Genomic DNA, 22,191 nt, shown 5'->3' with positions numbered 1-22,191 from the left:
GCGCCATTGCGATGCCCTGAGCCAGCAGGCGGGGCGCTTGAAGCAACTGGTGGGCAGCTTCAGGATCTGAGGCGCCCCTATCGCCGGCAAGCCGGCTCCCACCGGTCCTGCGCTGTTTTCAAAAACACCGCCAGACCTGTAGGAGCCGGCTTGCCGGCGATCGGGCGCGCAGCGGCCGCAAATCCTGGCAGCCCGTTATACCCGGCGGGCGGTGATATGCCGGGTTTGCGGCTGCTGCGCAGCCGATCGCGGCACAAGGCCGCTCCCACCGGTCCTGCGCTGTTTTCAAAGACACCGCCAGACCTGTGGGAGCCGGCTTGCCGGCGATCGGGCGCGCAGCGGCCGCAAATCCTGGCAGCTCGTTATACCGGTCGGGCGGTGTTATGCCGGGTTTGCGGCCGCTGCGCAGCCGATCGCGGCACAAGGCCGCTCCTACAGGGGCGATTGGACTGCAAGGCAGCCCGTCGCTCAGACCACCGCCACCTTCGGGGCCTTGCCGCGCCGCAGCCACCCCAGCAACACCGCCGCCATCAACACGAAGCCTAGATAACCGAAGAACGGATACACCTCCCCCACCAGGCTGATGAACCCTACCAGGCTGCAGACGAACGCGACCACCCCGGTCACCACCGCCCCCCAGCGGAACTGCCTGGTCCCCGCCGGCAACAAGCGCGACAGGAAAGAAAACAGCGTTCCCACCGCGGTGTTGATGATCATCCCGAAAATGATCAGGCACATCACCACGCCCAGCAGCGGCGACACTTCATTGGCGATCGACAGCATCGGCATGGGCAGCTCGGCCACGCTGTCCAGCCGTGACAACAGCCCCGCGCTCATCACCAGCATCAGCCCACCCAGCGCCGCGCCTCCGATCAGGCCGCCCCACACCGCCGTTCTCTCGCCCTTGGCCGAGCCGCCGAGAATCGCCAGGATCGGCGCGCCGGCCACGATGTTGTAGGACACGTACAGGAATGCGCCCAGCAACCAGTGACGAGTACCGGCTTCCTGCTGGCTGGCCAGCTGATCGAGTTCGGTGAAGCTCTGCCCGCGGCTCGCCACGGCATACAGCGCGATGGCCGAGGCCACCAGGATCAATATCGGCGTGACCGCGCCGATGGCGACGATGACCTTCTGCACATCCAGGCACACGATGGCCACCACCATCACGGTCACCAGCACGCTACCGGCCAGCGCCGGCACGCCGAACTGCTGCTCCAGCAATGCACCGCCGCCGGCGAGCATGACCACGGCGACAGCGAACATGAAGAAGGTGATCAGCCAGTCGACGAACAGGCCCAGATGGCGACCGCAGATGGCCTGGATCACGTCCTTGTGCGAAGTGGCCTGCTGGCGGTTGCCCAGGCCCGCCAGGGCCATGCCCAGGAAGGTGAACAGCGCGGCGCTGACCAGGGCACCGACCAGGCCCCAGACGCCGAAATCGACGAAGAACAGCAACAGTTCCCGCCCGGACGCGAAGCCCGCCCCCACGATCACGCCGACGAAAGCCCCGGCGATCTTCAGCTGCTCTTTCATGTGCACCTCTGGAATTATTGTTGTTCTAATCCACCGCCCACCCTGGGGGAGATCACCCAGCCCCTTCGGGCTGCGCTGTCCCTCCTGCGGGAGCGGGCTTGTCCCGCGATCGGCGTCGCGGGACAACAGCCCCGTGGTTGGCGTCAGCCCTGCCCAACGAAAGCCTGCACTTCGATTTCCACGTCCACGCCCAGGGCCAACGCCGATGCCACGGTCGAACGCACCGGTAACGCCTCACCGAAATAGCCCTTGTAGACCTCGTTGAAACCGGCGAAATGGGCCATGTCCGACAGCCATACCGTGACCTTCACCACCTGGTCGAAACGCGCACCGCACGCCGCCAGGCTTTCACCGATACGCTCACAGGCCGCCCGGGTCTGCGCCTGGATGTCACCGCGCACCACTTCACCGGCCGCATTCATCGGCACCTGACCGGACAGGAACAGGAAGCCGCCCGCCTTCACCGCACGGGAGAACGGAAACGGCAGGGTACTGGGGAAACGCTGGATCTCATTGCTCATGGGTAATGCCTCTCATGGTTGCAGTAAACGTGCTGGGGACAATTGTTCAGGGGACACGCCCTGGGCGGTCAGGCTCGGGCACAACGGCTGGCCGAGCAGCAGGTCTGCGGCAAGGCGCGATGCTCCGGCAGCGGACTGGATGCCATAGCCACCCTGGGCCGCCAGCCAGAAGAACGCCGGCATGCCTGGGTCGAAACCGATGACCAGGTCGCCATCGGCGACGAACGAACGCAACCCGGCCCAGCTATGGCTCGGGCGGAGGATCTGCAAGGTGGTCATGGCTTCGATGTTGTAGATGCCCAGGGCCACGTCCAACTCCTCGGGCGCGGCGTCCTGGGGTTCAACCGGGTCGGCATTGGCCGGAGAGCCGAGCAACTGGCCGGCATCGGGCTTGAAATAGAAGCTTTCGTCCACGCCGATGACCGCTGGCCAGCGGCTGAAATTTTCATCCGCCGGGCCCGGGAAGGTGAATGCACTCCGTCGGCACGGTTGCAGGCCGACCTTGGCCGCCCCGCATTGTTCAGCCACTTGGTCAGCCCAGGCGCCTGCAGCATTGACCAACTGCCGTGCCAGTACTTGGCTGCCATCGGCGAGGGACACATGCCAGAGATCGTCCAGGTAATAGGCCTGGGTCAGCTCTGCATTGCAACGCAGCTCACCGCCTGCGGCGCGATAGCCACGCAAGAAGCCCTGGTGCAGGGCATGCACGTCCAGGTCCATCGCCCCCTGTTCATGCACCGCGCCGCACAGGGCCTCGCTGCGCAGGCTCGGCACCAACGCCAGGGCGGCGTCACGGTCGAGCAGGCGCACATCGGTGCCGTTGGCCAGGTTCTGCGCATAGGTGGCCTCGAGCAAGTCGCGCTGCTCGGTACTGGCGACATACAGGCAGCCCCGTGGCTCAAGCAGCGGATGCTCGCAGAAGCCTGCCGGCGGTTGCTCGTAGAAGGCGCGGCTGGCGCGGGTCAAGGCCTGGATCTGCGGCGTGCCATAGGCCTCCATGAACATGGCCGCCGAACGCCCGGTCGAGTGGTAGCCAGGCTGGGCCTCGCGTTCGAGCATCAATACCTGGCGCTGCCCAGCCAGGCGGTAGCCCAGGGAGGCACCGGCGATGCCGGCGCCAATGATCAGGGTGTCGTAGATCTGAGCCATGCACGCTCCTGTCGCTAATTATCATTTATGAGAATTCTAATATATGAGAATTTCAGCTCGCGCAAGTGTCCAAGGTAAGATGCCCGACCAAACGCTACCCAAGAGAGAGCCGATGCCCGACGACCGTACCCGCGCCAACGCCCAACCCGGTGCCCGGCCCCTGCTCGACCGCGCCGAGGTCGGCGCACGCTTGCGCCAGGTACGCAAGGCCCGGCAGATGACGCTCAAGGAACTGTCCGCGCTCAGCGGCGTGCCGGTGTCGACCTTGTCGAAAATGGAACTGGCCCAGGTTTCGGTGAGCTATGAAAAGTTGGCCGCCGCCGCGCGTGCCTTGAACGTGGATATCGCCCTGCTGTTTCGTGCCAGTGGGCCGGTGACCGCGCCCGTACCGGTCACGGTGGTGGTCGATTCACTGCCTGATTCGGCCGGCTACGCCACTGGCACCTACGACTACCACCCGCTCGCCGGCGCATTTCCCGAACGGCGCATGACCCCGGCCTATGCCCGCATCATCGCCCGTGAACGCGGCCAGTTTGACGATTTCATCCGCCATCCCGGCCAGGAGTTCGCCCTGGTACTGAGCGGACGCGTACGGATCCTGTTCGAGACCGGCGAGGCGGTCAGCATCGGGCCCCAGGAAACCGCCTATTTCGATAGCCAGGTGGGGCATATCTACCTGTCCGAAAGTGACGATGGCGGGGATGCCCATGTCATGGTGGTGATGACCGACCGTTGAGGGCCGATGCGCCTTGTCATCTTTTGCGACGGTAAGCCCGCTCCAGGGACAGCGTTATTTCAGAATTGCGGTAATCCTGTAGGAGCGGCCTTGTGCCGCGATGGGGCGCGTAGCGGCCCCAATCATTAAGGCAAAGGCAGCCAAGATTCTGATCACAACAGCACAGTGACTTGATCCTACCAAGCAGCCCTTCTGTTGCCTTTGCTTGTGATACGCGATAGCCCAGGCGCCGCCAAACGCGACGTCAGGAGGCCGAGTGGAAGCCTTGCGCAGGTGGGTGCCAGGCATGGATGCCTGGCAAGCGGCGCAGGGCCATGGATGGCCCTTCGCCGCGCCCCACCGGAGCAAGGCTGGAGCGAGGGAACCCCGGAGCGCAGCGCAGGGGCCGGATGCAGGAGCCAGCGTTTTTTGGTTACTTTTTGTCGCGTCTGACAAAAAGTGACCCGCCGTAAGGGCGGAAAGGTGACTCAGCGTCGCCCTCGCAAACGGACTTTGCGCTTACGTCAAAACCAACAGTTTCTAAAAATCGATTGCATTGAAATAGCGAAATATCCATTCGCCATGGCGGCGCTCACTCACCTTTTCGCCTTTACGGCGACCTACTTTCGCTCTTGGGCAAAAGTAGGCAAAAGCCGCTGGCTCCTGCATTCGGCCTCCTGACGTCGCGTTTGGCGGCGCCTGGACTATCGCGCATCGCAAGCGAAAGCAAAAGCAAAGGCCAGTCGGTTAATTTTGGGCCATCTCATTGGGGCTGCCATGCAGCCCATCGCGGGACAAACTTGCCCGACACCTAGCCCAGGAACAACCGATAAGCCGGGTTCTCGGTCTCGTCCCAATAGCGATAGCCCATCTCATCTAAGTTCTGGGGCAACCCGGCGAGCTCCTCGCCTGGTACCTCCAGCGCCGCGAACACCCGCGCCTCCGCCGCGCCATGGTTGCGGTAATGGAACAAGCTGATGTTCCACCGCTTGCCCAGCCGTTCGAGAAAGCCCAGCAGCGCCCCCGGCCGTTCGGGGAATTCGAATCGCAGCACCCGCTCCTGCGCCCCAGGTGCGGCATGCCCGCCCACCGTGTGCCGTACATGCAGCTTGGCCAGCTCGTTGTCGGTCAGGTCGAGCACGTTGTAGCCCTGCTCGCGCAGGCTGGCCAGCAGCGCCTGGCGCGGGTCGTGCTGTGGGTGGGTCTGCACGCCGACGAACAGCCGTGCCTCCTTGCCGGGGTAGTAGCGGTAGTTGAACTCAGTGATCTGGCGCTTGCCCAGGGCCTGGCAGAAGGCCCGAAAGCTGCCAGGGCGCTCCGGGATGGTCACGGCGATGATCGCCTCGCGCTGCTCGCCCAGCTCGGCACGCTCGGCCACATGACGCAGGCGGTCGAAGTTGACGTTGGCGCCGGAATCGATCGCCACCAGCGTCTGCCCGCTGACCCCTTCGCGGGCCACGTACTTCTTGATGCCAGCTACCGCCAGGGCGCCGGACGGCTCGGTGATCGAGCGGGTATCGTCGTAGATGTCCTTGATCGCGGCGCACACCTCGTCACTGCTGACCGTCACCACTTCGTCGACGAAATGGCGGCACAGCTCGAAGCAATGGGCACCGACCTGGGCCACCGCGACGCCATCGGCGAAGGTCCCCACCTGCGGCAGGATCACCCGTTCGCCGGCGGCCAGGGCCGCTTGCAGGCAGTTGGAGTCCTCCGGCTCGACACCGATCACCTTGACCTCGGGACGCAAGTACTTGACATAGGCGGCGATGCCGGCGACCAACCCACCCCCGCCGACCGGGACGAAGATCGCATCCAGCGCGCCCGGGCGCTGGCGCAGGATCTCCATCGCCACCGTACCCTGGCCGGCGATCACGTCCGGGTCGTCGAACGGCGGCACGAAAGTCGCCCCCTCGCTGTCCGCCAGTCGCAGGGCGTGAGCCAGGGCGTGGGGGAAGCTTTCGCCATGCAGCACCACATGGCCACCTCGAGAGCGTACGCCCTGGACCTTGAGCTCCGGCGTGGTGGTGGGCATGACGATGGTGGCGCGCATCCCCAGGTGCGATGCGGCCATCGCCACCCCCTGGGCATGGTTGCCCGCCGATGCTGTGATCACCCCTCGCGCCCGTTGCGCCGGGGTCAGCCGCGACAGCCGGGTGTAGGCGCCACGGATCTTGAACGAGAAGGTCGGCTGCAGGTCTTCACGCTTGAGCAGCACCTGGTTGCCAAGGGCAGCCGACAGCGCCGGGGCCGGTTGCAGGGGTGTCTCGATGGCCAGGTCGTACACCGGGGCACTGAGAATGCGGCGAACCTGTTCCGACAGCAATTGCTGGGGCGAGCTGGTACGAGGGCTGACGCTGAGGCTGGTCATCGATGACTCCTGGTGATTTCAAGTACCCAGGAGCCGGAAAGAAAAAACCCGCCTCCAGGGCGGGTTCGGTGCACGTACGCGCTAGCCCGCCAAACGAATAATGGCGGTAATAATGCTGATGGCGCGACGCTGCGGGAATCTGTTCATGGGCAGGGAACTTATCCCGGCACCGGGCGCCACGTCAACACCCCTGCGAACTTTCCCGGGCCTCCTGGGCGGAGAGCGGCACGTCGAACACCTTGTCGAAGCCCCACTGGAACACGAAGGCATAGACGAAGAAGAACAGGAACAACGCCAGGTTGGTGAGCAAGGCCGCCCACAGGCTGATGTCCATCCAATACGCCACCAGCGGCAACAGGATCAGCACCAACCCGCCCTCGAAGCCCAACGCATGCAGCAGGCGGCGCAGGAAGGTGCGGCTGCGCTTGTCCTGGCGCGCCTCCCAACGTTCGAACACCCAGTTGTAGCCCATGTTCCAGCTCATGGCGATGGCCGACATGAGGATCGACAGCACTGTCGAATGGGCCATGCCGGCATCGAACATCAACGACAGCGCGGGTGCTACGCAAGCCACGGCGATGATTTCGTAGAGGATGGCCTGGACGACCTTGCGTGCCTTGCCTTGCATAGGGCAGCTCCTTGCTGATGAGGCCTACAAAGTTACAAGCAGAAGGCTACAAGTAAAAGCTTGTAATACATCTTGCGGAGAAAACGGAACAAAAGTACTAGAATAACCGATTCAGCAATTGATCACCCTTCCCTGGCATTCCGTGTCTCGTGGCCGATACGTGCCCTTTCCCGGATGCTCTGTCTGCCGCGCTCCGAACGTCTCGCGCCGGCGCGTATCGATATTGGACAACACCATATTTGACTGCTTGTCTATGACGTGCTGCAGCGCGCGTCACTTCGTCCAGGGAATAGAACGGAGGATTCAAACCATGGCACATACCGTCATGATGGTATTCGGTACCCGCCCTGAAGCGATCAAGATGGCCCCCTTGGCCCGCGTACTGCGCCAATGGCCAGATATCGATCTGCACATCTGCTCCACCGGCCAGCACCGGGAAATGCTCGAGCAAGTCCTGACCGCCTTCGGCCTTGGCGTCGACCAGGACCTCAAGGTGATGACCCACAGCCAGACCCTCAACGGCCTGTCCCGCGACCTGCTGGACAAGCTCGACAAAGCCTATGAACAGGTCAAGCCGCAGATCGTCCTGGTCCATGGCGACACCACCACCAGCTCCATCGCCGCCCTCGCCGCCTTCCACCGCCAGATCCCCATCGGCCACGTCGAGGCAGGCCTGCGCACCGGCAACCTCCGCCAACCCTGGCCGGAAGAAGCCAACCGCCGCCTGACCGGAGTGCTGGCCGACCTGCACTTCACGCCCACCCGCGACTCGGACGCCAACCTGATCCGCGAAGGCGTGCACCCCGACCAGATCGAAGTCACCGGTAACACCGTGATCGATGCCCTGTTGTGGATGCGCGACCACCTGGCCGCGCAAAACTGGCAACCCGACGCCGATTCGCCGCTGGCGGTGCTGCGCAGCGACCAGCGCATGGTGCTCATCACCGGCCACCGCCGGGAGAATTTTGGCCAGGGCTTCGAACGTATCTGCAAGGCACTGGCACAACTGGGCGAGCGTTACCCAGACGTGCAATTCGTCTACCCCGTGCACCTGAACCCGCAGGTTCAGCAGGCGGTGTATGGCGTGTTGTCCGGGCGCGGCAACATCCACTTGGTGCCGCCCCAGGATTACCCGCACTTCGTCTGGTTGATGAATCGGGCCGACGTGATCCTCACCGACTCCGGCGGCGTGCAGGAGGAAGCCCCGGCGCTGGGCAAGCCGGTGCTAGTGCTGCGCAAGGTCACCGAGCGGCCGGCGGTGCTCAAGGGCGGCACGGTCAAGCTGGTGGGCACCGATACCGAGCAGATCGTCGCACAGACCAGCCTGCTGCTCGACGACCCCGAGGCCTACGCACGCATGGCCCGGGTTTACACCCCCTTCGGTGACGGTCACGCCAGCGAGCGTATCGCCGAGCGCCTGAGCCGCTGGTTCGAAGAGCAAGCCGCCGGACGGGAAGACGCATGAGCCTGGCCTTCGTCGACTTCCTCGTCTATGTGCTGTTCGGCCTGAAGCTGCTGGCCATCGCCCTGGCCAGCCTGATGTTCCTGCTGGGCCTGGACGACCTGTTCATCGACATCTGCTATTGGGGCCGCAAGCTGATCCGGCGTTTTCGCATCTACGACCGCTTCGAGCCGGCCGACGAGAAACGTCTGTTCGAAGTGCCGGAAAAACCTCTGGCGATCATGGTCCCGGCCTGGAACGAAGTGGGCGTGGTCGGCGAGATGGCCCGCCTGGCCGCCTCGACCATCGACTACGAGAACTACCAGATCTTCGTCGGCACCTACCCCAACGACCCGCAGACCCAGGCCGACGTCGATGCCGTGTGCCTGCACTACCCCAACGTGCACAAGGTGGTCTGCGCGCGCCCCGGCCCGACCAGCAAGGCCGACTGCCTGAACAACATCATCGACGCGATCCTGCGCTTCCAGCAGGACGCGCGCATCGAGTTCGCCGGTTTCATCCTGCACGATGCCGAAGACGTGATCTCGCCCATGGAACTGCGCCTGTTCAACTATCTGCTGCCGAACAAGGACATGATCCAGATCCCGGTCTACCCCTACGCACCGGAATGGAAAGGCTTCACCGCCGGGCACTATGTCGACGAGTTCGCCGAGAACCACGGCAAGGACGTGATCGTGCGCGAGGCGCTGACTGGCCAGGTGCCCAGCGCCGGGGTCGGCACCTGCTTTAGCCGCCGCGCCATCAGCGCCCTGCTCGAGGATGGCGACGGTATCGCCTTCGACGTGCAGAGCCTGACCGAAGATTACGACATCGGTTTCCGCCTCAAGCAAAAGGGCATGAAGTGCATCTTCGCCCGCTACTCCATCACCGACCCGGCCCTGGCCCTCAAGCAGGAATGGCGCTGGGGCATGAGCCGGCGGTTCTCCCAGGTGATCTGCGTGCGTGAGCACTTCCCGCGCGACTGGCAACACGCCATTCGCCAGAAGTCGCGATGGATCGTCGGCATCGTGTTCCAGGGCACCAGCAACTTGGGCTGGAGCCGCAAGGGCGCACTCAACTACTTTCTCTGGCGCGACCGCCGCGGGCTGTTCGCCTACCTGCTGAGCTTTTTGGTCAACCTGTTGCTGCTGGTATTGCTGGCCATCTGGCTGGTGACCGCTATCGCCCCTGAGTCGTGGCGCTTCATGTCGATCCTGGGCGACAGCCAGCTGCTGTCCACCTTGCTCTGGCTCAACGGCCTGCTACTGATCAACCGCCTGTTCCAGCGCGGCTGGTTCGTCACCCGCTACTACGGCATCGGCGAAGGGCTGTTGTCGGCCCCGCGCATGATGTGGAGCAACTTCGTCAACTTCTTCGCCAACCTGCGGGCCCTGCGCCAAGTCATGGAAATGGGCGATTCGCGGCGCGTGGCCTGGGACAAGACCACCCACGAGTTCCCCGCCATCGCCTCGCCCGCCCGCACGCCCCTGGGCCAGCGCCTGGTGGCCAAGGGGCTGATCACCGACGAGCAGTTGCAACAGGCGATTACCAGCCCAGTGCGTCGGCGCCTGGGGCGCGAACTGCTGTTGCGCGGCTGGCTCACCAGCGAGCAACTGGTCGAAGCCCTGGCCGAGCAGTTGGACATGCCCTGGTCGCCACTGAACCCGTTCAAGGTCTCGCCGCAACTGATCGCTCAGTTGCCCCGCCGCCTGGCCACCCACTACGGCGTGCTGCCGGTGGCCGAAGAAGGCGATACCCTGGTGCTGGCCAGTGAAAGCCCGGTCAGCCAGGTCTCGCTAGGAGTCATCAGCCGACAGCTCAAGCGCCCGGTCAGCAATCGCCTGGCCCCTCAGGGCCGGGTCGCCCTTGGCCTGCACCACCACTACCCCAGCCCCTGGCAGAAGGAAGAGACCCGGCAGATGCTCGCCGTGCTGGAGCGCAACCAGGACGATGCCGCACTGCTGGAGCGGGTATGCGTGCACCTCGTGATGCTCGGCGCCCTGTTGCAGGTACGCGGCATGGTGCCGGTGACCCTGTTCAACCAGGCGCTGATCGACTTCGACCCTGAGCACATGACCCTGGGCGAGCACCTGGTCGCCCGCGGCATCATCACCGAGGACGTGCTGCAGCAAGCCCTCGCCGAACAGGCCAGCGAGCAGCAGGCCGCCTATGACCTGACCCGGGAGGTGGCATGAAGCCCCGTCTTTCCCTGACTCTCACCGGCCTGTTGCTGTGCACCACCTCCCTGCCCACGCTGGCAGCGCCGATGAGCGACTTCCAGCGCTTTCGCAGCTTCCCGTTCATGGAGCGCAGCTACCGCGAAGCGCAGCGCGACAACTGGCAGGAGGTCGAACGCCTGACCCGCCACGTGCTGGAGCGGGTGCCCAACAACGACGAGGCCCGCGCCCTCCTGGTACAGGCCCTGACGCACCAGCGGCGCTACCAGGAAGCCGAGACACTGGCCGAACAGCTCGAGGATACGCCCGAGCATGCCGATGCCCTGCTCGAGCTGCGCTTGAACTGGATCGAACAGGACTTGCCGCCTGCCGACCAGGTCGACGGTTGGATCGCCCACAGTGCCGGCAATCACCGGGTGCGCCTGCGGCAGGCCTATAGCCTTGGCCTGGCCAAGTCGCAGGGAGCGGCCCGTGCACTGGACTGGCTCAACCACCAGCCCCCCGGTGATGACGGCATGGTCCTGCGCCTGACCCGCGCCAATTTCGCCGAGCAGTTGCGCAACTGGAGCGAAACCATCGCCCAGCTGGAGCCCTTGGCCGAACAAGGCACGCTGCCCGCCGAGGACTGGCAACGCCTGGCCAACGCCTATGTGCAGCAAATCGACGAACAAGGTCTGCAGAAGCTGTTGCCCAGTGCGCCATCCGAGAAGGCAGCCAACCAGGCGCGCCTGGCCATGGCCAACCGTGCCATCGCCGTCGGACACAACCAGCAGGCGCAACGCTGGCTGCAGGCCCTGCCGACCGAGCAACTGCAACAGCCCGAACAACGCCAGCAGTTGTGGGAGCTGGCCCGTGAAGGGGACGACGCCGCCTTGGTGCGCAAACTCAGCAATGAGCTGCAGCGGCCCTGCCTGGAAACCGTCGACTGGCTTTCCCGTCACGACCCGCAACAGGCCCGCGAACAGTTCGCAGGCTGCACTGCCAGCGCCGACCCACGCGCCCATGCGGTACTCAAGCAGCGCCTGTATGGCGACCCGCCTGCGCCGCCCCAGCCACGCACCGCCGCGCAATGGGAACAGCGCTACCGCCAGACCGGCGACCTGGCCGCCCTCGAGCAGGCCAGCTACCTGTTGCTCGAACAAGGCCACCCGGACCGAGCCCGGCAATTGCTGATACCCGCCTATGACCGCCGCCATGGCCGCCTGACCCCAAACCTGCTGCAACGCCTGGGCAACCTCTACGCCCGCAGCGACGCGCCCTTGGACACCCAGCGCATGCTGGGCCTGGTGCCCCGAGTCGATGCCGGCACCCGTGCCCAATTGCTGGGCCGCCTGGCCGAGGCTGGCCAATGCGATGCCGTGCGCCAGGCCGTGCCGGCGCCCACCGAAGCCGGCCAGTACCGCGCCCTGGGGCGCTGCGCCATGCCAGACCAGCCCGGGCAGGCGGTGGTCTACTACCAGGCCGCCGAACGCCTGGGCGACCAGGGCAACCGCCTGCCGCTGGCCTATGCCCTGGAGGCCGGCGGCGATTCCGAGGCCGCCGCGCCGATCTGGCGCAGCCTCCCCGCCGACGCCTGGAACGACAACGCGCGGATGACTGCCGCGCAGGGCGCGCTCAACGCTGGCGATGCCGATGCAGCCCGTGGCTATTGGGACGCAGCGGCCCACCAGAGCGCCGACGACTGGGCCCTGGGCGCCGCCATCGCCCAGCGTCAGGGCAACCCTGCCGAGGCCCTGGCGTTCCAGCGTCAGGCCCTGGCCCGTGCCCCCCGCGCCGAGCACTACTACGCGGCGGCCAACACCGCACAGCAGGCCGGCGACAGCGCCCAGGCCATGGCCTGGCTGGCCGAGGCCGTGCGACTGGCCCCCGAGCAGCCACGCTACCGCGCCGACTATGGCATGCGCCTGGCGGGCTCGACCGACAAGCAGCAACGCCTGGCCGCCATCCCCTACCTGGAGCGGGCCACCCGCGACTTCCCCGAGGACTACCGCCTGGGCGAGACCCTGGCGCTGCGCTACGACGAAGCCGAGGACAGCGCCGCGGCACGCCGTGAGCTGCGCCGCGTCATCGACGTGGAACAGGACCTGGTGGACGGTGACGACGAATACGGCAGCCTCGAGGCCCGCAAGTACCGCCAGCGCCGCGCCCATGAAACGCTTTCGCGGCGCGACACGATCACCCTGGCCAGCACCTGGTCGCCCGCCGGCACCTCGACCAACGACAAGTTCCTCGAAAACGGGGCGCGCAGCACCGAGCGACGGGCTCGCTCGCAGAACGTACAGATCGCCATGTGGGACCATGCCCTGGGCGAAGAGCCCAGCCGCAACGGCAGCACCCTTTCGGTCTATGGCCGTGTGCTGTTCGGCGGCCAGAGCCGCACCGACTACGCCCAGAGCCTGGGCACCGGGGTCGGGCTGCGCTACAAGCCGTTCGGCCTGGCCAACCTCAACCTGTATGCCGAGCTCTATCACCAGCGCCAGGTCGACAGCGACCACTACAACGGGCTGAGCCTGGGCGAGCTGCTCAGTCCGGCCAAGGTGGGCGGCAACTGGGGCGACCTGCGCCACCATGCCGAATCGAGCAATGACCTGCTGCTGCGCGCCACCGCCTCGTTCCTCGACCAAGGCGACTGGCGCAACAACTGGCGGGTGGACGAGGACCAATGGAACGAGCGCTTCCTCTACCTGGATGCCGCCTGGTGGACCCGCGCCGGCGACCATGCGTGGTTGTCGCGCTTCCAGCAAGGTCACGCCTGGAAGCTGCCCGGCAACTCGCCACAAACCGTCATGCCCTATGGTTTCCTCGAGTTCGCCAGCCAGGACCCGAGCAACGACTGGCGCCAGGACCTGCGCACAGGCGTGGGCGTGCGCTGGCAGTGGTGGTTCGATGACGACCGTTACAACGCCTACCGCGGTTCGCTGAAAGTACGTGCCGAATACCAGCAGTCGCTGGGCGGCAATCTCTACGAGCGCGCCAATGGCGTGCTGCTGGGTGTGGAGTTGACCTTCTGATGCGCACAATCCTGGCGATTTGCATGCTTGCCCTGTGCCTGCCGGCCGTGGCCGACCAGCGCCTGTTCTACCAACCACTCAACCGCGACGCTGCCTTGACGGCCAGCCAGTGGCAACAGCTGTGGCGGGATACCAAGGCCCACGGCGGCAAGACCCTCATCGTGCAGTGGACCGCCTATGGCGACAGTGACTTCGGCGGCGCCCGAGGCTGGCTGGCCAACAGCCTGCGTGAAGCTCGGGCACAGGGGCTGGAACTGGTACTGGGGCTGTACATGGACCCGGCCTATTACCAACGCCTGGAGGAACTCGATGATGAAGGCCTGGCCAACTATTGGAAGGCCCAACTGGGTCGCGCCCTTAGCCAATACAACCAGGTCCGCCAGCATTGGGATCTGCCCGTAGCGGGCTGGTACGTGCCCATGGAACTGGATGACCTGCACTTTCGCCAGGCCAGCCGCCGCGAAGCGCTGCATCGCCAGTTGCAGGCGTTCAACCGCCAGCTGGACAAGCCGCTGCACTTGAGCGCCTTCAGCGCCGGGCACCTGGCGCCGCGAGTCAATGCAGCCTGGCTGGACCAACTGGCCGACCTGGGCTTGACTGTGTGGTGGCAGGACGGCGCGGGTACCGGTCGCCTGCCTAAGCAGGTACGCCAAGGCTACGAGCAGGCCTTGCCTTGCCGCGTCGGTATCGTGCGCGAGGCGTTCCGCCAGGTCAGCGCGCCAGACCAGCCATTTCGCGCCGAGCCGGCGCAGCCGGCGTTGGTCGGAGGGTGCCATGCCGAAGCGGTGTTTGCCTTGCGCTATCGGCCTTGGGCGCGCGCGCTGGGGTTGAACTGAGCGAAGGTCCATCGCGGAACAAGTCGGACCGCCGTACCGCAGCTCCCACAGGATCGAGGACCCCGCTGGCGATCATGTTCAAGACCATCGAAGCGCATGTGCGCAGGCAAGCGGTTCCGGCCGCCTTGCGTGCCGAGTTCCGCCAGCACGAATTCGAGGCCATGCAGCGTTTCTGCCTGCTGGTTTTCTGCATCAGCATCGTCATCTGGATGATCTTCGACCTGATCGTGAGCTACCTGGGCCAGCAAGGCTTCACCTGGCTCTCGGTGCTGTTCCTGGGCCTGCTGTGCGCCCTTACGGCGACACTCGGCGTCATCCGTAAAAGCCAGCATTTCGATTTGCTCAACGTGGCGTTCGTCGCCGCGATCACCCTGGCCATGCGCCTGGTGATCGACGGCATCCCCATCGCCTTGCGGCCGGTATGGCTGGTGCTGGGCGTGTCGACGGTGCTCTACAGCGTTTCGGTGCTGCCGGTACGCAGTTGGTCGTTCTTCTGCGCCATGGCGATCACTTGGGTGACACTCAACCCTTTCTACCACACCCGCATCGCCGTGCTGGAGCTCGAAGGCGCGATGCTGTTGAGCTATGCGGTGTTTCTTTGCGGCCTGGTCATCTACACCTACCTGCGCATGCGCCAGGCCAAGCTGTACAACTTCTACCTGTCCAAGGTATTGCTGGATCAGGCCTACCTCGACACCCTCACCGAGATTCCCAACCGCCGGGCCTTCATGGCCAGGGCCGAGCGCCACCTGCAGGGCGGCGCACCGGGGCAATACCTGGCGATGGTCGACATCGACAACTTCAAGCAGGTCAACGACCGATTCGGTCACGACACAGGCGACGAAGTGCTCAAACGCGTGGCCGGGCACATCCGCGCAACGATGGAACGGCATGAGTTCGCCCGGCTCGGCGGCGAGGAGTTCGCCATCTTCTTCCAAGGGTTGGAGCAGCTGGGCGCCGAGCGCGAGGTCGAAGCGCTGTGCCGTCAGGTGCGCGAAGATGCCAGCCAATACCCGGTGACCATCAGCATCGGCCTGGCCCGGGTCGACCATGGCGACACGCTGAGCATGGCGCTGGTGCGGGCTGACCAGGCCTTGTACGAGGCCAAGCACAGCGGCAAGGACCGCTTCGTGCTATGGACGGCTCGGCTGGCAAAAGGTGCCTAGCAGGCCCGGCCCAATCGCGGGGCAAGCCCGCCCCCACAGAACAACGCATAACTATTTGATTTTGCAGGCCCTTTGTGGGAGCTGGCGTGTTCTGCGATAGAGCGCTGCGGCTACGCCGCCGGCAAGCGAATCCTGAACTGCGCCCCACCCAGGGCCGACTGCGCCACGGTCAAGGACCCGCCCTGCCCTTCGATGGCTCTGCGGCTGATCGCCAACCCCAGCCCGAAGCCGCCGGTGTTGCGGTCGCGGCTGCGATCGAGACGGTAGAACGGTTGGAAGATCCGCTCACGCTCCTCGGGTGGAATGCCGATGCCGTCGTCTTCCACGGTCAACAGGCACGCGCCATCGTCTTCACGGCGCAGCCGCAGCAGCAGGCTTTCATCGCAGTAACGCATGGCGTTGCGCACCAGGTTCTGCACCGCGCGCGCGGTCAGCCTGGGGTCCAGGACGAAGCGTGGCAGGTTGTGCTCAGCACGCACCTCCCACTGGATACCCCGGCCGTCGAGCTCCTCGGCGAACCCGCCGAGCACGCTGTCGACCAGTTCCAGCAACGACACCTCGACCCGTTCGCGCGCCTGGTCGGCATTCTGCAGCCGGCTGTAGGACAACAGCTCCAGCACCAGCTCATCCAGCTCACGCACGTGCCCCACCAGCTCCAAAAGGCGCTTGCGGCTGGGCGGTGGCACTTCGTCGAACAGCAGTACCAGGCCGAAGTCCAGGCGGGTCAAGGGTGTGCGCAATTCATGAGACACCGCGTTGAGCAATTCGCGCTGTTGGTTGACGTGGCGCTCCAGGTCGCTGGCCATGGTGTCGAACACCCCCGCCAACTCACCGATGTTCGAGCGTGGCGAGATGTGCGTGCGTTCCGACATCTGCCCCTGCCCCAGGCGTCTGGCGGTTTCCTTCAGGCGCTCCAGGTCGCGCCAGTGCGGCCATACCCACAGCAGCAAGCAGCCCAGCAGGGCCGCACCGATCAGCACCGTGACACCCCAGGACAGCAGGTTGATGTCGATCGGGTCGGGTGGGGTGTGCAAACTCACCAGCCATTGCGGGTCGAGCGGTGCCAAGGCCGTGTCGTAGTAGCCCCAGTCGCCGATGCGTATCACGTTCAGGCCATGTTCCAGGCGCGCCTGCTCCTCCACTGTAAGCCCCGCCTGGGCCATCGGCAGCAGCTTCACCTCCAGGGGGGCGAAGCTCTGCGCCAGGTCCTGCTCGACCGCTGGCCATTGATCGCGCGGCGCCTGGCGGAACTGGCGGACGATCAACGACTGCACGCCCTTGGTCTGCTCCAGGTTGTAGGCCATGAAGCGATCGTGGAACAGCGCGACGATGGAGTCCGGGATGAACAGGATCGCCCCGGCATAGGCGGCGATGATCACCAGGTACAGGCGCACCAGGATCTTGAGCATGGCGTATCAGTACTCCCACTCGACCCGGCTGAATAGGTAGCCCTTGCCCCAGACGGTCTTGATCTTGCGGGCTTCGCCAGCGTTATCGTCGAACTTGCGCCGCAGCTTGGAGATAGCCACGTCCACCGAGCGGTCGGTGCCGTTGAACTCGATGCCTCGCAATTGCTGGAGAATGCGATCGCGGCTGAGCACCTCGCCAGCGTTACGTGCCAGCACCACCAGCAAGTTGTACTCGCCGCTGGACAGCTCCACTTCATCGCCACGCCAGGTGACCAGGCGTTCGGCCAGGTCGATGCGCAGCCCGCCGACCTGGATCAAGTCGCTGTCCAGCCGGGGCTCGTTGACGCTGCTGCGACGCAACAGGGTACGCACGCGGGCCAGCAGCACCCGAGGCTCGCAAGGCTTGGTGACGTAGTCGTCAGCGCCCATCTCCAGGCCCAGCACCTGGTCATGGCTGTCATCGCGGGCGGTGAGCATGAGGATCGGCAAGGTCTGCGACTCCTGGCGCAGCAAACGGCACACCTGCAAGCCATCCAGGCCCGGGAGCATGAGGTCGAGTACCACCAGGTCCGGTCGTTGTCGGCGGAACTCCTCCAGCACATGGTCGCCTCGGGCGATCACCCGGACATGGAAGTCGTTGCGTTGCAGGTAGCTGGCGATCAGTTCGGACAAGGCGCTGTCGTCTTCGACCAAGAGAATGTTTGGCATAGGCGTAAAAGGCGGGAGAGCTAAGGATTGGCGATGAGGCAGGATATCGAATCCCACACACAGGCAATGCCGATTCTTACACTTTTTCACATTAGCCCTACAGAGCTTCACAGCCAGGCACGCAGCGGTTGCCCTAGCATAGGCACTGTCATTTCTGGAAGATCCGTATGTCCATTTCCCTTCCCTTTCGCCTGCGCCCTCTGGCGCTCCTGGCGCTGCTGACCCTGTCGCTGGCCGGTTGCAACGACGCCGCCGACCAAGACGAACAGGCTCCCACCCCCCAGGTGCGGGTGGAAACGGTGCAGGTCCAGCCCCTGGCCATCAGCACAGAGCTCAGCGGGCGCATCCTCGCGCCGCGTACCGCGCAAGTCCGTGCCCGCGTGGCCGGCGTGGTGCTCAAGCGCGTGTACCGCGAGGGCAGCGACGTCAAGCAAGGCGACGTGCTGTTCCTGATCGACCCTGCGCCGTTCAAGGCCGACCACGACAGCGCCCGCGCGACCTTGGCCAAGGCCGAGGCCAACCTGTACCAGGCCCGCCTGCAGGAGCAACGCTACCGCGAGCTTGTCGACGACAAGGCGGTCAGTCGCCAGGAATACGACAACGCCCGTGCCGCCTATCTCCAGGCCAGCGCCGAAGTCGCCGAAGCCAAGGCGGCGCTTGAACGCGCCCGCCTGAACCTGGGCTATGCCACCGTCACTGCACCGATTTCCGGACGCATCGGCCGAGCCCTGGTTACCGAAGGCGCCTTGGTTGGCCAGAACGAGACCACGGCGCTGGCGATCATCCAGCAACTGGACCCGATCCACGCCGATGTCACTCAGTCGACCCGCGACCTCAACGCCTTGCGCCGCGCCATGCGCGCCGGCGAGCTGCAGCAGGTCGGCCAGGACCAGGCGCGGGCCACGCTGATCCAGGACGACGGCAGCGCCTACCCGCTGCCGGGCAAGTTGCTGTTCTCCGACATCAGCGTCGACCCGAGCACCAACCAGATCACCCTGCGCAGCGAGTTCCCCAACCCGGACCTGGACCTATTGCCCGGCAGCTACGTGCGCGTGCGCCTGGAACAGGCCGTGCAACCCAAAGGCATCAGCGTGCCGCAGCGCGCCATCCTGCGGGACAGCGCCGGGGTGCCGAAGGTGCTGGTCGTCGACCCACAGCAACGCATCAGCGAACGCCAGGTGGTGCTCGGCAACGCCCAGGGCGACCGCTGGATCGTCAGCGACGGCCTGGCGCCCGGCGAGCGCGTGGTGATCGAGGGCCTGCAGCACGTCAAGGCCGGCGACCAAGTCCAGGTCGCCCCGTCCCAGGATGGCCTGCCCATCGTCCAGCACAACGGCCAGTGAGGGCCTGATCCATGCCGCAGTTCTTCATCGACCGCCCGGTATTCGCCTGGGTGGTCGCACTGTTCATTCTCCTGGCCGGCGCCTTGGCCATACCGCAGTTGCCGGTGGCCCAATACCCCAACGTGGCACCTCCCCAGGTGGAGATCTACGCCGTCTACCCGGGCGCCTCGGCGGCGACCATGGACGAAAGCGTGGTCAGCCTGATCGAGCAGGAGCTCAACGGTGCCGACAATCTGTTGTACTTCGAATCCCAGAGCAGCCTGGGCAGCGCCACCATCACCGCCACCTTCGAGCCGGGCACCCACCCTGACCTGGCCCAGGTGGACGTGCAGAACCGCCTGAAGGTGGTCGAGTCACGCCTGCCACGGCCGGTGACCCAGCAAGGCCTGCAGGTCGAGAAGGTGTCCACGGGCTTCCTGCTCCTGGCCACCCTCACCTCCGAAGACGCCAGCCTCGACGAGACGGCCCTGTCGGACATCCTCGCGCGCAACGTGATGAACGAGATTCGCCGCTTGAAGGGCGTGGGCAAGGCCCAACTGTATGGTTCCGAGCGCGCCATGCGGGTGTGGATCGACCCGCAGAAGCTGATCGGCTTCAACCTTACGCCCAACGACGTGGCCACGGCCATCGCTGCGCAGAACGCCCAGGTGGCGCCGGGCAGCATCGGCGACCTGCCAGCGCGCAGCACCCAGGAAATCACCGCCAACGTGGTGGTCAAGGGCCAGCTGAGCACGCCCGAGGAGTTCGCCGCGATCGTCCTACGCGCCAACCCAGACGGCTCCACGGTGACCATCGGCGACGTCGCCCGGGTGGAGATCGGCGCTCAGGAGTACCAGTACGGCACGCGCCTGAACGGCAAGCCGTCCACCGCCTTCAGCGTGCAGCTGTCTCCCGGCGCCAATGCCATGGAGACCGCGACCCTGGTTCGGGCCAAGATGGAGGAGCTTTCCGGCTACTTCCCCGAGGGCGTGCGCTATGACATCCCCTACGATACCTCGCCGTTCGTCAAGGTCTCGATCCAGCAGGTGATCAGTACGCTGTTCGAGGCCATGTTGCTGGTGTTCGCGGTGATGTTCCTGTTCCTGCAGAACCTGCGCTATACGCTGATCCCGACCTTGGTGGTACCGGTGGCGCTGATGGGCACCTTCGCTACCATGCTGGCGCTCGGTTTCTCGGTGAACGTGCTGACCTTGTTCGGCATGGTCCTGGCCATCGGCATCCTGGTGGACGACGCCATCGTGGTGGTAGAGAACGTCGAGCGGATCATGGCCGAGGAAGGGCTGCCACCCAAGCAGGCCACGCGCAAGGCCATGGGCCAGATCAGCGGGGCCATCGTCGGCATCACCCTGGTGCTGGTGGCGGTGTTCCTGCCGATGGCCTTCATGAAAGGTTCGGTGGGCGTGATCTACCAGCAGTTCTCGGTGTCCATGGCGGTGTCGATTTTGTTCTCGGCCTTCCTTGCCCTGAGCCTCACGCCTGCCTTGTGCGCCACCCTGCTCAAACCGGTGGTCAAGGGCGAGCACCATGAGCGCAAGGGCTTCTTCGGCTGGTTCAACCGGCGCTTCGAAGGCATGAGCAACGGCTATCAGCGCTGGGTGGTGCACGCCCTGGCGCGCAGCGGTCGCTACCTGCTGGTGTACGCGGCGCTGCTGGCGGTGCTCGGCTACGGCTTTAGTCAGTTGCCGACCGCGTTCCTGCCCACCGAGGACCAAGGCTACACCATCACCGACATCCAGCTGCCGCCCGGAGCCAGCCGCATGCGCACCGAACAGGTGGCCGCGCAGATCGAGGCGCACAACGCCGAGGAGCCGGGTGTTGGCAACACCACGCTGATCCTGGGTTTCAGCTTCTCGGGCAGCGGGCAGAACGCGGCGTTGGCGTTCACCACGCTCAAGGACTGGTCCGAGCGCAGCGCCGACGACAGCGCCCAGTCGATCGCCGACCGCGCCACCGCGGCCTTCAGCCAACTCAGGGACGCGGTGGCCTACTCGGTGTTGCCGCCGCCGATCGACGGGCTGGGTGAATCCACCGGCTTCGAGTTCCGCCTGCAGGACCGTGGCGGCATGGGCCACGCGGCATTGATGGCGGCGCGTGACGAGCTGCTGGCCAATGCCCGCAAGAGCAAGGTGCTGGTCAACGTGCGCGAGGCCTCGCTGGCCGAGAGCCCGCAGGTGCAGCTGGAAATCGACCGCCGCCAGGCCAATGCCCTGGGGGTCTCGTTCGCCGACATCGGCGCGGTGCTCGATACCGCCGTAGGCTCCAACTACGTCAACGACTTCCCCAACCAGGGCCGCATGCAGCGGGTGGTGGTGCAGGCCGAGGGCGACCAGCGCAGCCAGGTCGAGGATCTGCTGAAGATCCATGTACGCAACAGCAGCGGCAAGATGGTGCCCTTGGGCGCCTTCGTTCAGGCCAAGTGGGTCAGTGGTCCGGTGCAACTGACCCGCTACAACGGCTACCCGGCGGTGTCGATTTCCGGCGAGCCTGCCGCCGGCTACAGCTCCGGCGAAGCCATGACCGAGATCCAGCGCCTGGTCGACCAGTTGCCGCCCGGCGCCGGCCTGGAGTGGACCGGCCTGTCATTGCAGGAGCGCCTGTCCGGCAGCCAGGCCCCCTTGCTGATGGCCCTGTCGCTGCTGGTGGTATTCCTGTGCCTGGCGGCGTTGTACGAGAGCTGGTCGATCCCCACCGCGGTGCTGCTGGTGGTCCCCCTGGGCGTGCTCGGGGCGGTCCTGGCGGTCACCCTGCGTGGCATGCCCAACGACGTGTTCTTCAAGGTCGGCCTGATCACCTTGATCGGCCTGTCGGCGAAGAATGCCATCCTCATCATCGAGTTCGCCAAGAGCCTGGTGGACCAGGGCCAGGATCCGGTAAGCGCCGCGGTACAGGCCGCCCGCCTGCGCCTGCGGCCGATCGTGATGACCTCGCTGGCGTTCATCCTCGGCGTGGTGCCGCTTGCGATCGCCACCGGGGCAAGCTCGGCGAGCCAGCAGGCCATCGGTACCGGTGTGATCGGCGGCATGCTCAGCGCCACCCTGGCGGTAGTGTTCGTGCCGGTGTTCTTCGTGGTGGTGATGCGCCTGGCCGGGCGACGCCAGGCCATGGACAGCCAGGTGCTGCCCCATCAACCCTGACTGGACAACGCCTGCGTGACATGGGAGGGTTCCCGGCATCGACTGCCTG

Annotated in this window: 15 protein-coding genes; 8 read left to right on the top strand and 7 right to left on the bottom strand. The window is 65.5% G+C overall.

Annotated elements, in window-relative coordinates:
* Window positions 1–468: 468 nt before the first annotated feature.
* From ACNFG0_RS15835 to ACNFG0_RS15825, 3 genes are all read right to left on the bottom strand, one after another.
* Entirely contained in the window at window positions 469–1,533 is a 1,065-nt protein-coding gene (locus ACNFG0_RS15835; protein ID WP_416765547.1) for a hypothetical protein, read from the bottom strand.
* A 143-nt stretch (window positions 1,534–1,676) separates the two neighbouring features.
* Window positions 1,677–2,054 carry a RidA family protein gene (locus tag ACNFG0_RS15830; RefSeq protein ID WP_196155058.1) on the bottom strand — a complete coding sequence of 126 codons (378 nt, stop codon included), beginning with the start codon at window positions 2,052–2,054 and terminating at the stop codon, window positions 1,677–1,679.
* A 12-nt stretch (window positions 2,055–2,066) separates the two neighbouring features.
* Window positions 2,067–3,203: an FAD-dependent oxidoreductase gene (locus ACNFG0_RS15825; RefSeq protein ID WP_196167369.1), complete on the bottom strand. Its 1,137-nt coding sequence runs from the start codon at window positions 3,201–3,203 to the stop codon at window positions 2,067–2,069.
* 112 nt (window positions 3,204–3,315) lie between these two features.
* Between ACNFG0_RS15825 and ACNFG0_RS15820 the strand changes: the two genes are divergently transcribed.
* The gene (locus ACNFG0_RS15820) at window positions 3,316–3,939 is read left to right on the top strand and encodes a helix-turn-helix domain-containing protein (protein ID WP_196147014.1); all 624 of its coding nucleotides are present in this window, start codon (window positions 3,316–3,318) and stop codon (window positions 3,937–3,939) included.
* A 790-nt stretch (window positions 3,940–4,729) separates the two neighbouring features.
* On the opposite strand, the gene ilvA is transcribed toward ACNFG0_RS15820, so the two are convergent.
* Both ilvA and ACNFG0_RS15810 read right to left on the bottom strand, forming a co-directional pair.
* Window positions 4,730–6,289: a threonine ammonia-lyase, biosynthetic gene (ilvA, locus tag ACNFG0_RS15815; protein ID WP_416765544.1), complete on the bottom strand. Its 1,560-nt coding sequence runs from the start codon at window positions 6,287–6,289 to the stop codon at window positions 4,730–4,732.
* 181 nt (window positions 6,290–6,470) lie between these two features.
* On the bottom strand, window positions 6,471–6,917 hold the full coding sequence (locus tag ACNFG0_RS15810) for a PACE efflux transporter (protein ID WP_196146142.1): 447 nt from the start codon (window positions 6,915–6,917) through the stop codon (window positions 6,471–6,473).
* A 310-nt stretch (window positions 6,918–7,227) separates the two neighbouring features.
* Here ACNFG0_RS15810 and wecB point away from each other — a divergent pair, with 310 nt between their 5' ends.
* The 5 genes from wecB (at window position 7,228) to ACNFG0_RS15785 (ending at window position 15,548) form a co-directional block, all read left to right on the top strand.
* Window positions 7,228–8,382: a non-hydrolyzing UDP-N-acetylglucosamine 2-epimerase gene (wecB, locus tag ACNFG0_RS15805; RefSeq protein WP_416765543.1), complete on the top strand. Its 1,155-nt coding sequence runs from the start codon at window positions 7,228–7,230 to the stop codon at window positions 8,380–8,382.
* Complete coding sequence (gene nrfB, locus ACNFG0_RS15800) at window positions 8,379–10,553, top strand: cyclic di-3',5'-guanylate-activated glycosyltransferase NrfB (RefSeq protein ID WP_196146143.1); 2,175 nt, start codon at window positions 8,379–8,381, stop codon at window positions 10,551–10,553. Before wecB ends, nrfB begins: the two co-directional genes overlap by 4 nt.
* Window positions 10,550–13,546, top strand: coding sequence for a phage receptor (locus tag ACNFG0_RS15795; RefSeq protein ID WP_416765542.1), 2,997 nt, complete (start codon window positions 10,550–10,552; stop codon window positions 13,544–13,546). Before nrfB ends, ACNFG0_RS15795 begins: the two co-directional genes overlap by 4 nt.
* Window positions 13,546–14,382: a DUF4434 family protein gene (locus tag ACNFG0_RS15790; protein WP_416765540.1), complete on the top strand. Its 837-nt coding sequence runs from the start codon at window positions 13,546–13,548 to the stop codon at window positions 14,380–14,382. Before ACNFG0_RS15795 ends, ACNFG0_RS15790 begins: the two co-directional genes overlap by 1 nt.
* 74 nt (window positions 14,383–14,456) lie before the next feature.
* Window positions 14,457–15,548, top strand: coding sequence for a diguanylate cyclase domain-containing protein (locus tag ACNFG0_RS15785; RefSeq protein WP_416765539.1), 1,092 nt, complete (start codon window positions 14,457–14,459; stop codon window positions 15,546–15,548).
* 110 nt (window positions 15,549–15,658) lie between these two features.
* On the opposite strand, the gene ACNFG0_RS15780 is transcribed toward ACNFG0_RS15785, so the two are convergent.
* Together ACNFG0_RS15780 and ACNFG0_RS15775 are read right to left on the bottom strand one after the other, a co-directional pair.
* Entirely contained in the window at window positions 15,659–16,957 is a 1,299-nt protein-coding gene (locus ACNFG0_RS15780) for an ATP-binding protein (RefSeq protein ID WP_196155972.1), read from the bottom strand.
* 6 nt (window positions 16,958–16,963) lie between these two features.
* The gene (locus tag ACNFG0_RS15775) at window positions 16,964–17,665 is read right to left on the bottom strand and encodes a response regulator transcription factor (RefSeq protein WP_196146148.1); all 702 of its coding nucleotides are present in this window, start codon (window positions 17,663–17,665) and stop codon (window positions 16,964–16,966) included.
* A gap of 167 nt (window positions 17,666–17,832) precedes the next feature.
* Between ACNFG0_RS15775 and ACNFG0_RS15770 the strand changes: the two genes are divergently transcribed.
* Together ACNFG0_RS15770 and ACNFG0_RS15765 are read left to right on the top strand one after the other, a co-directional pair.
* Window positions 17,833–19,008: an efflux RND transporter periplasmic adaptor subunit gene (locus tag ACNFG0_RS15770; RefSeq protein ID WP_196155973.1), complete on the top strand. Its 1,176-nt coding sequence runs from the start codon at window positions 17,833–17,835 to the stop codon at window positions 19,006–19,008.
* An 11-nt stretch (window positions 19,009–19,019) separates the two neighbouring features.
* The gene (locus tag ACNFG0_RS15765) at window positions 19,020–22,142 is read left to right on the top strand and encodes a multidrug efflux RND transporter permease subunit (RefSeq protein ID WP_416765537.1); all 3,123 of its coding nucleotides are present in this window, start codon (window positions 19,020–19,022) and stop codon (window positions 22,140–22,142) included.
* The last annotated feature ends 49 nt before the right edge of the window (window positions 22,143–22,191 follow it).

Source organism: Pseudomonas sp. NY15372 (assembly GCF_048068215.1).
Lineage (GTDB): Bacteria > Pseudomonadota > Gammaproteobacteria > Pseudomonadales > Pseudomonadaceae > Aquipseudomonas > Aquipseudomonas guariconensis_A.
Note: the sequence above shows the minus strand (reverse complement) of the source record. Positions and strands in the feature narration are given on the sequence as shown.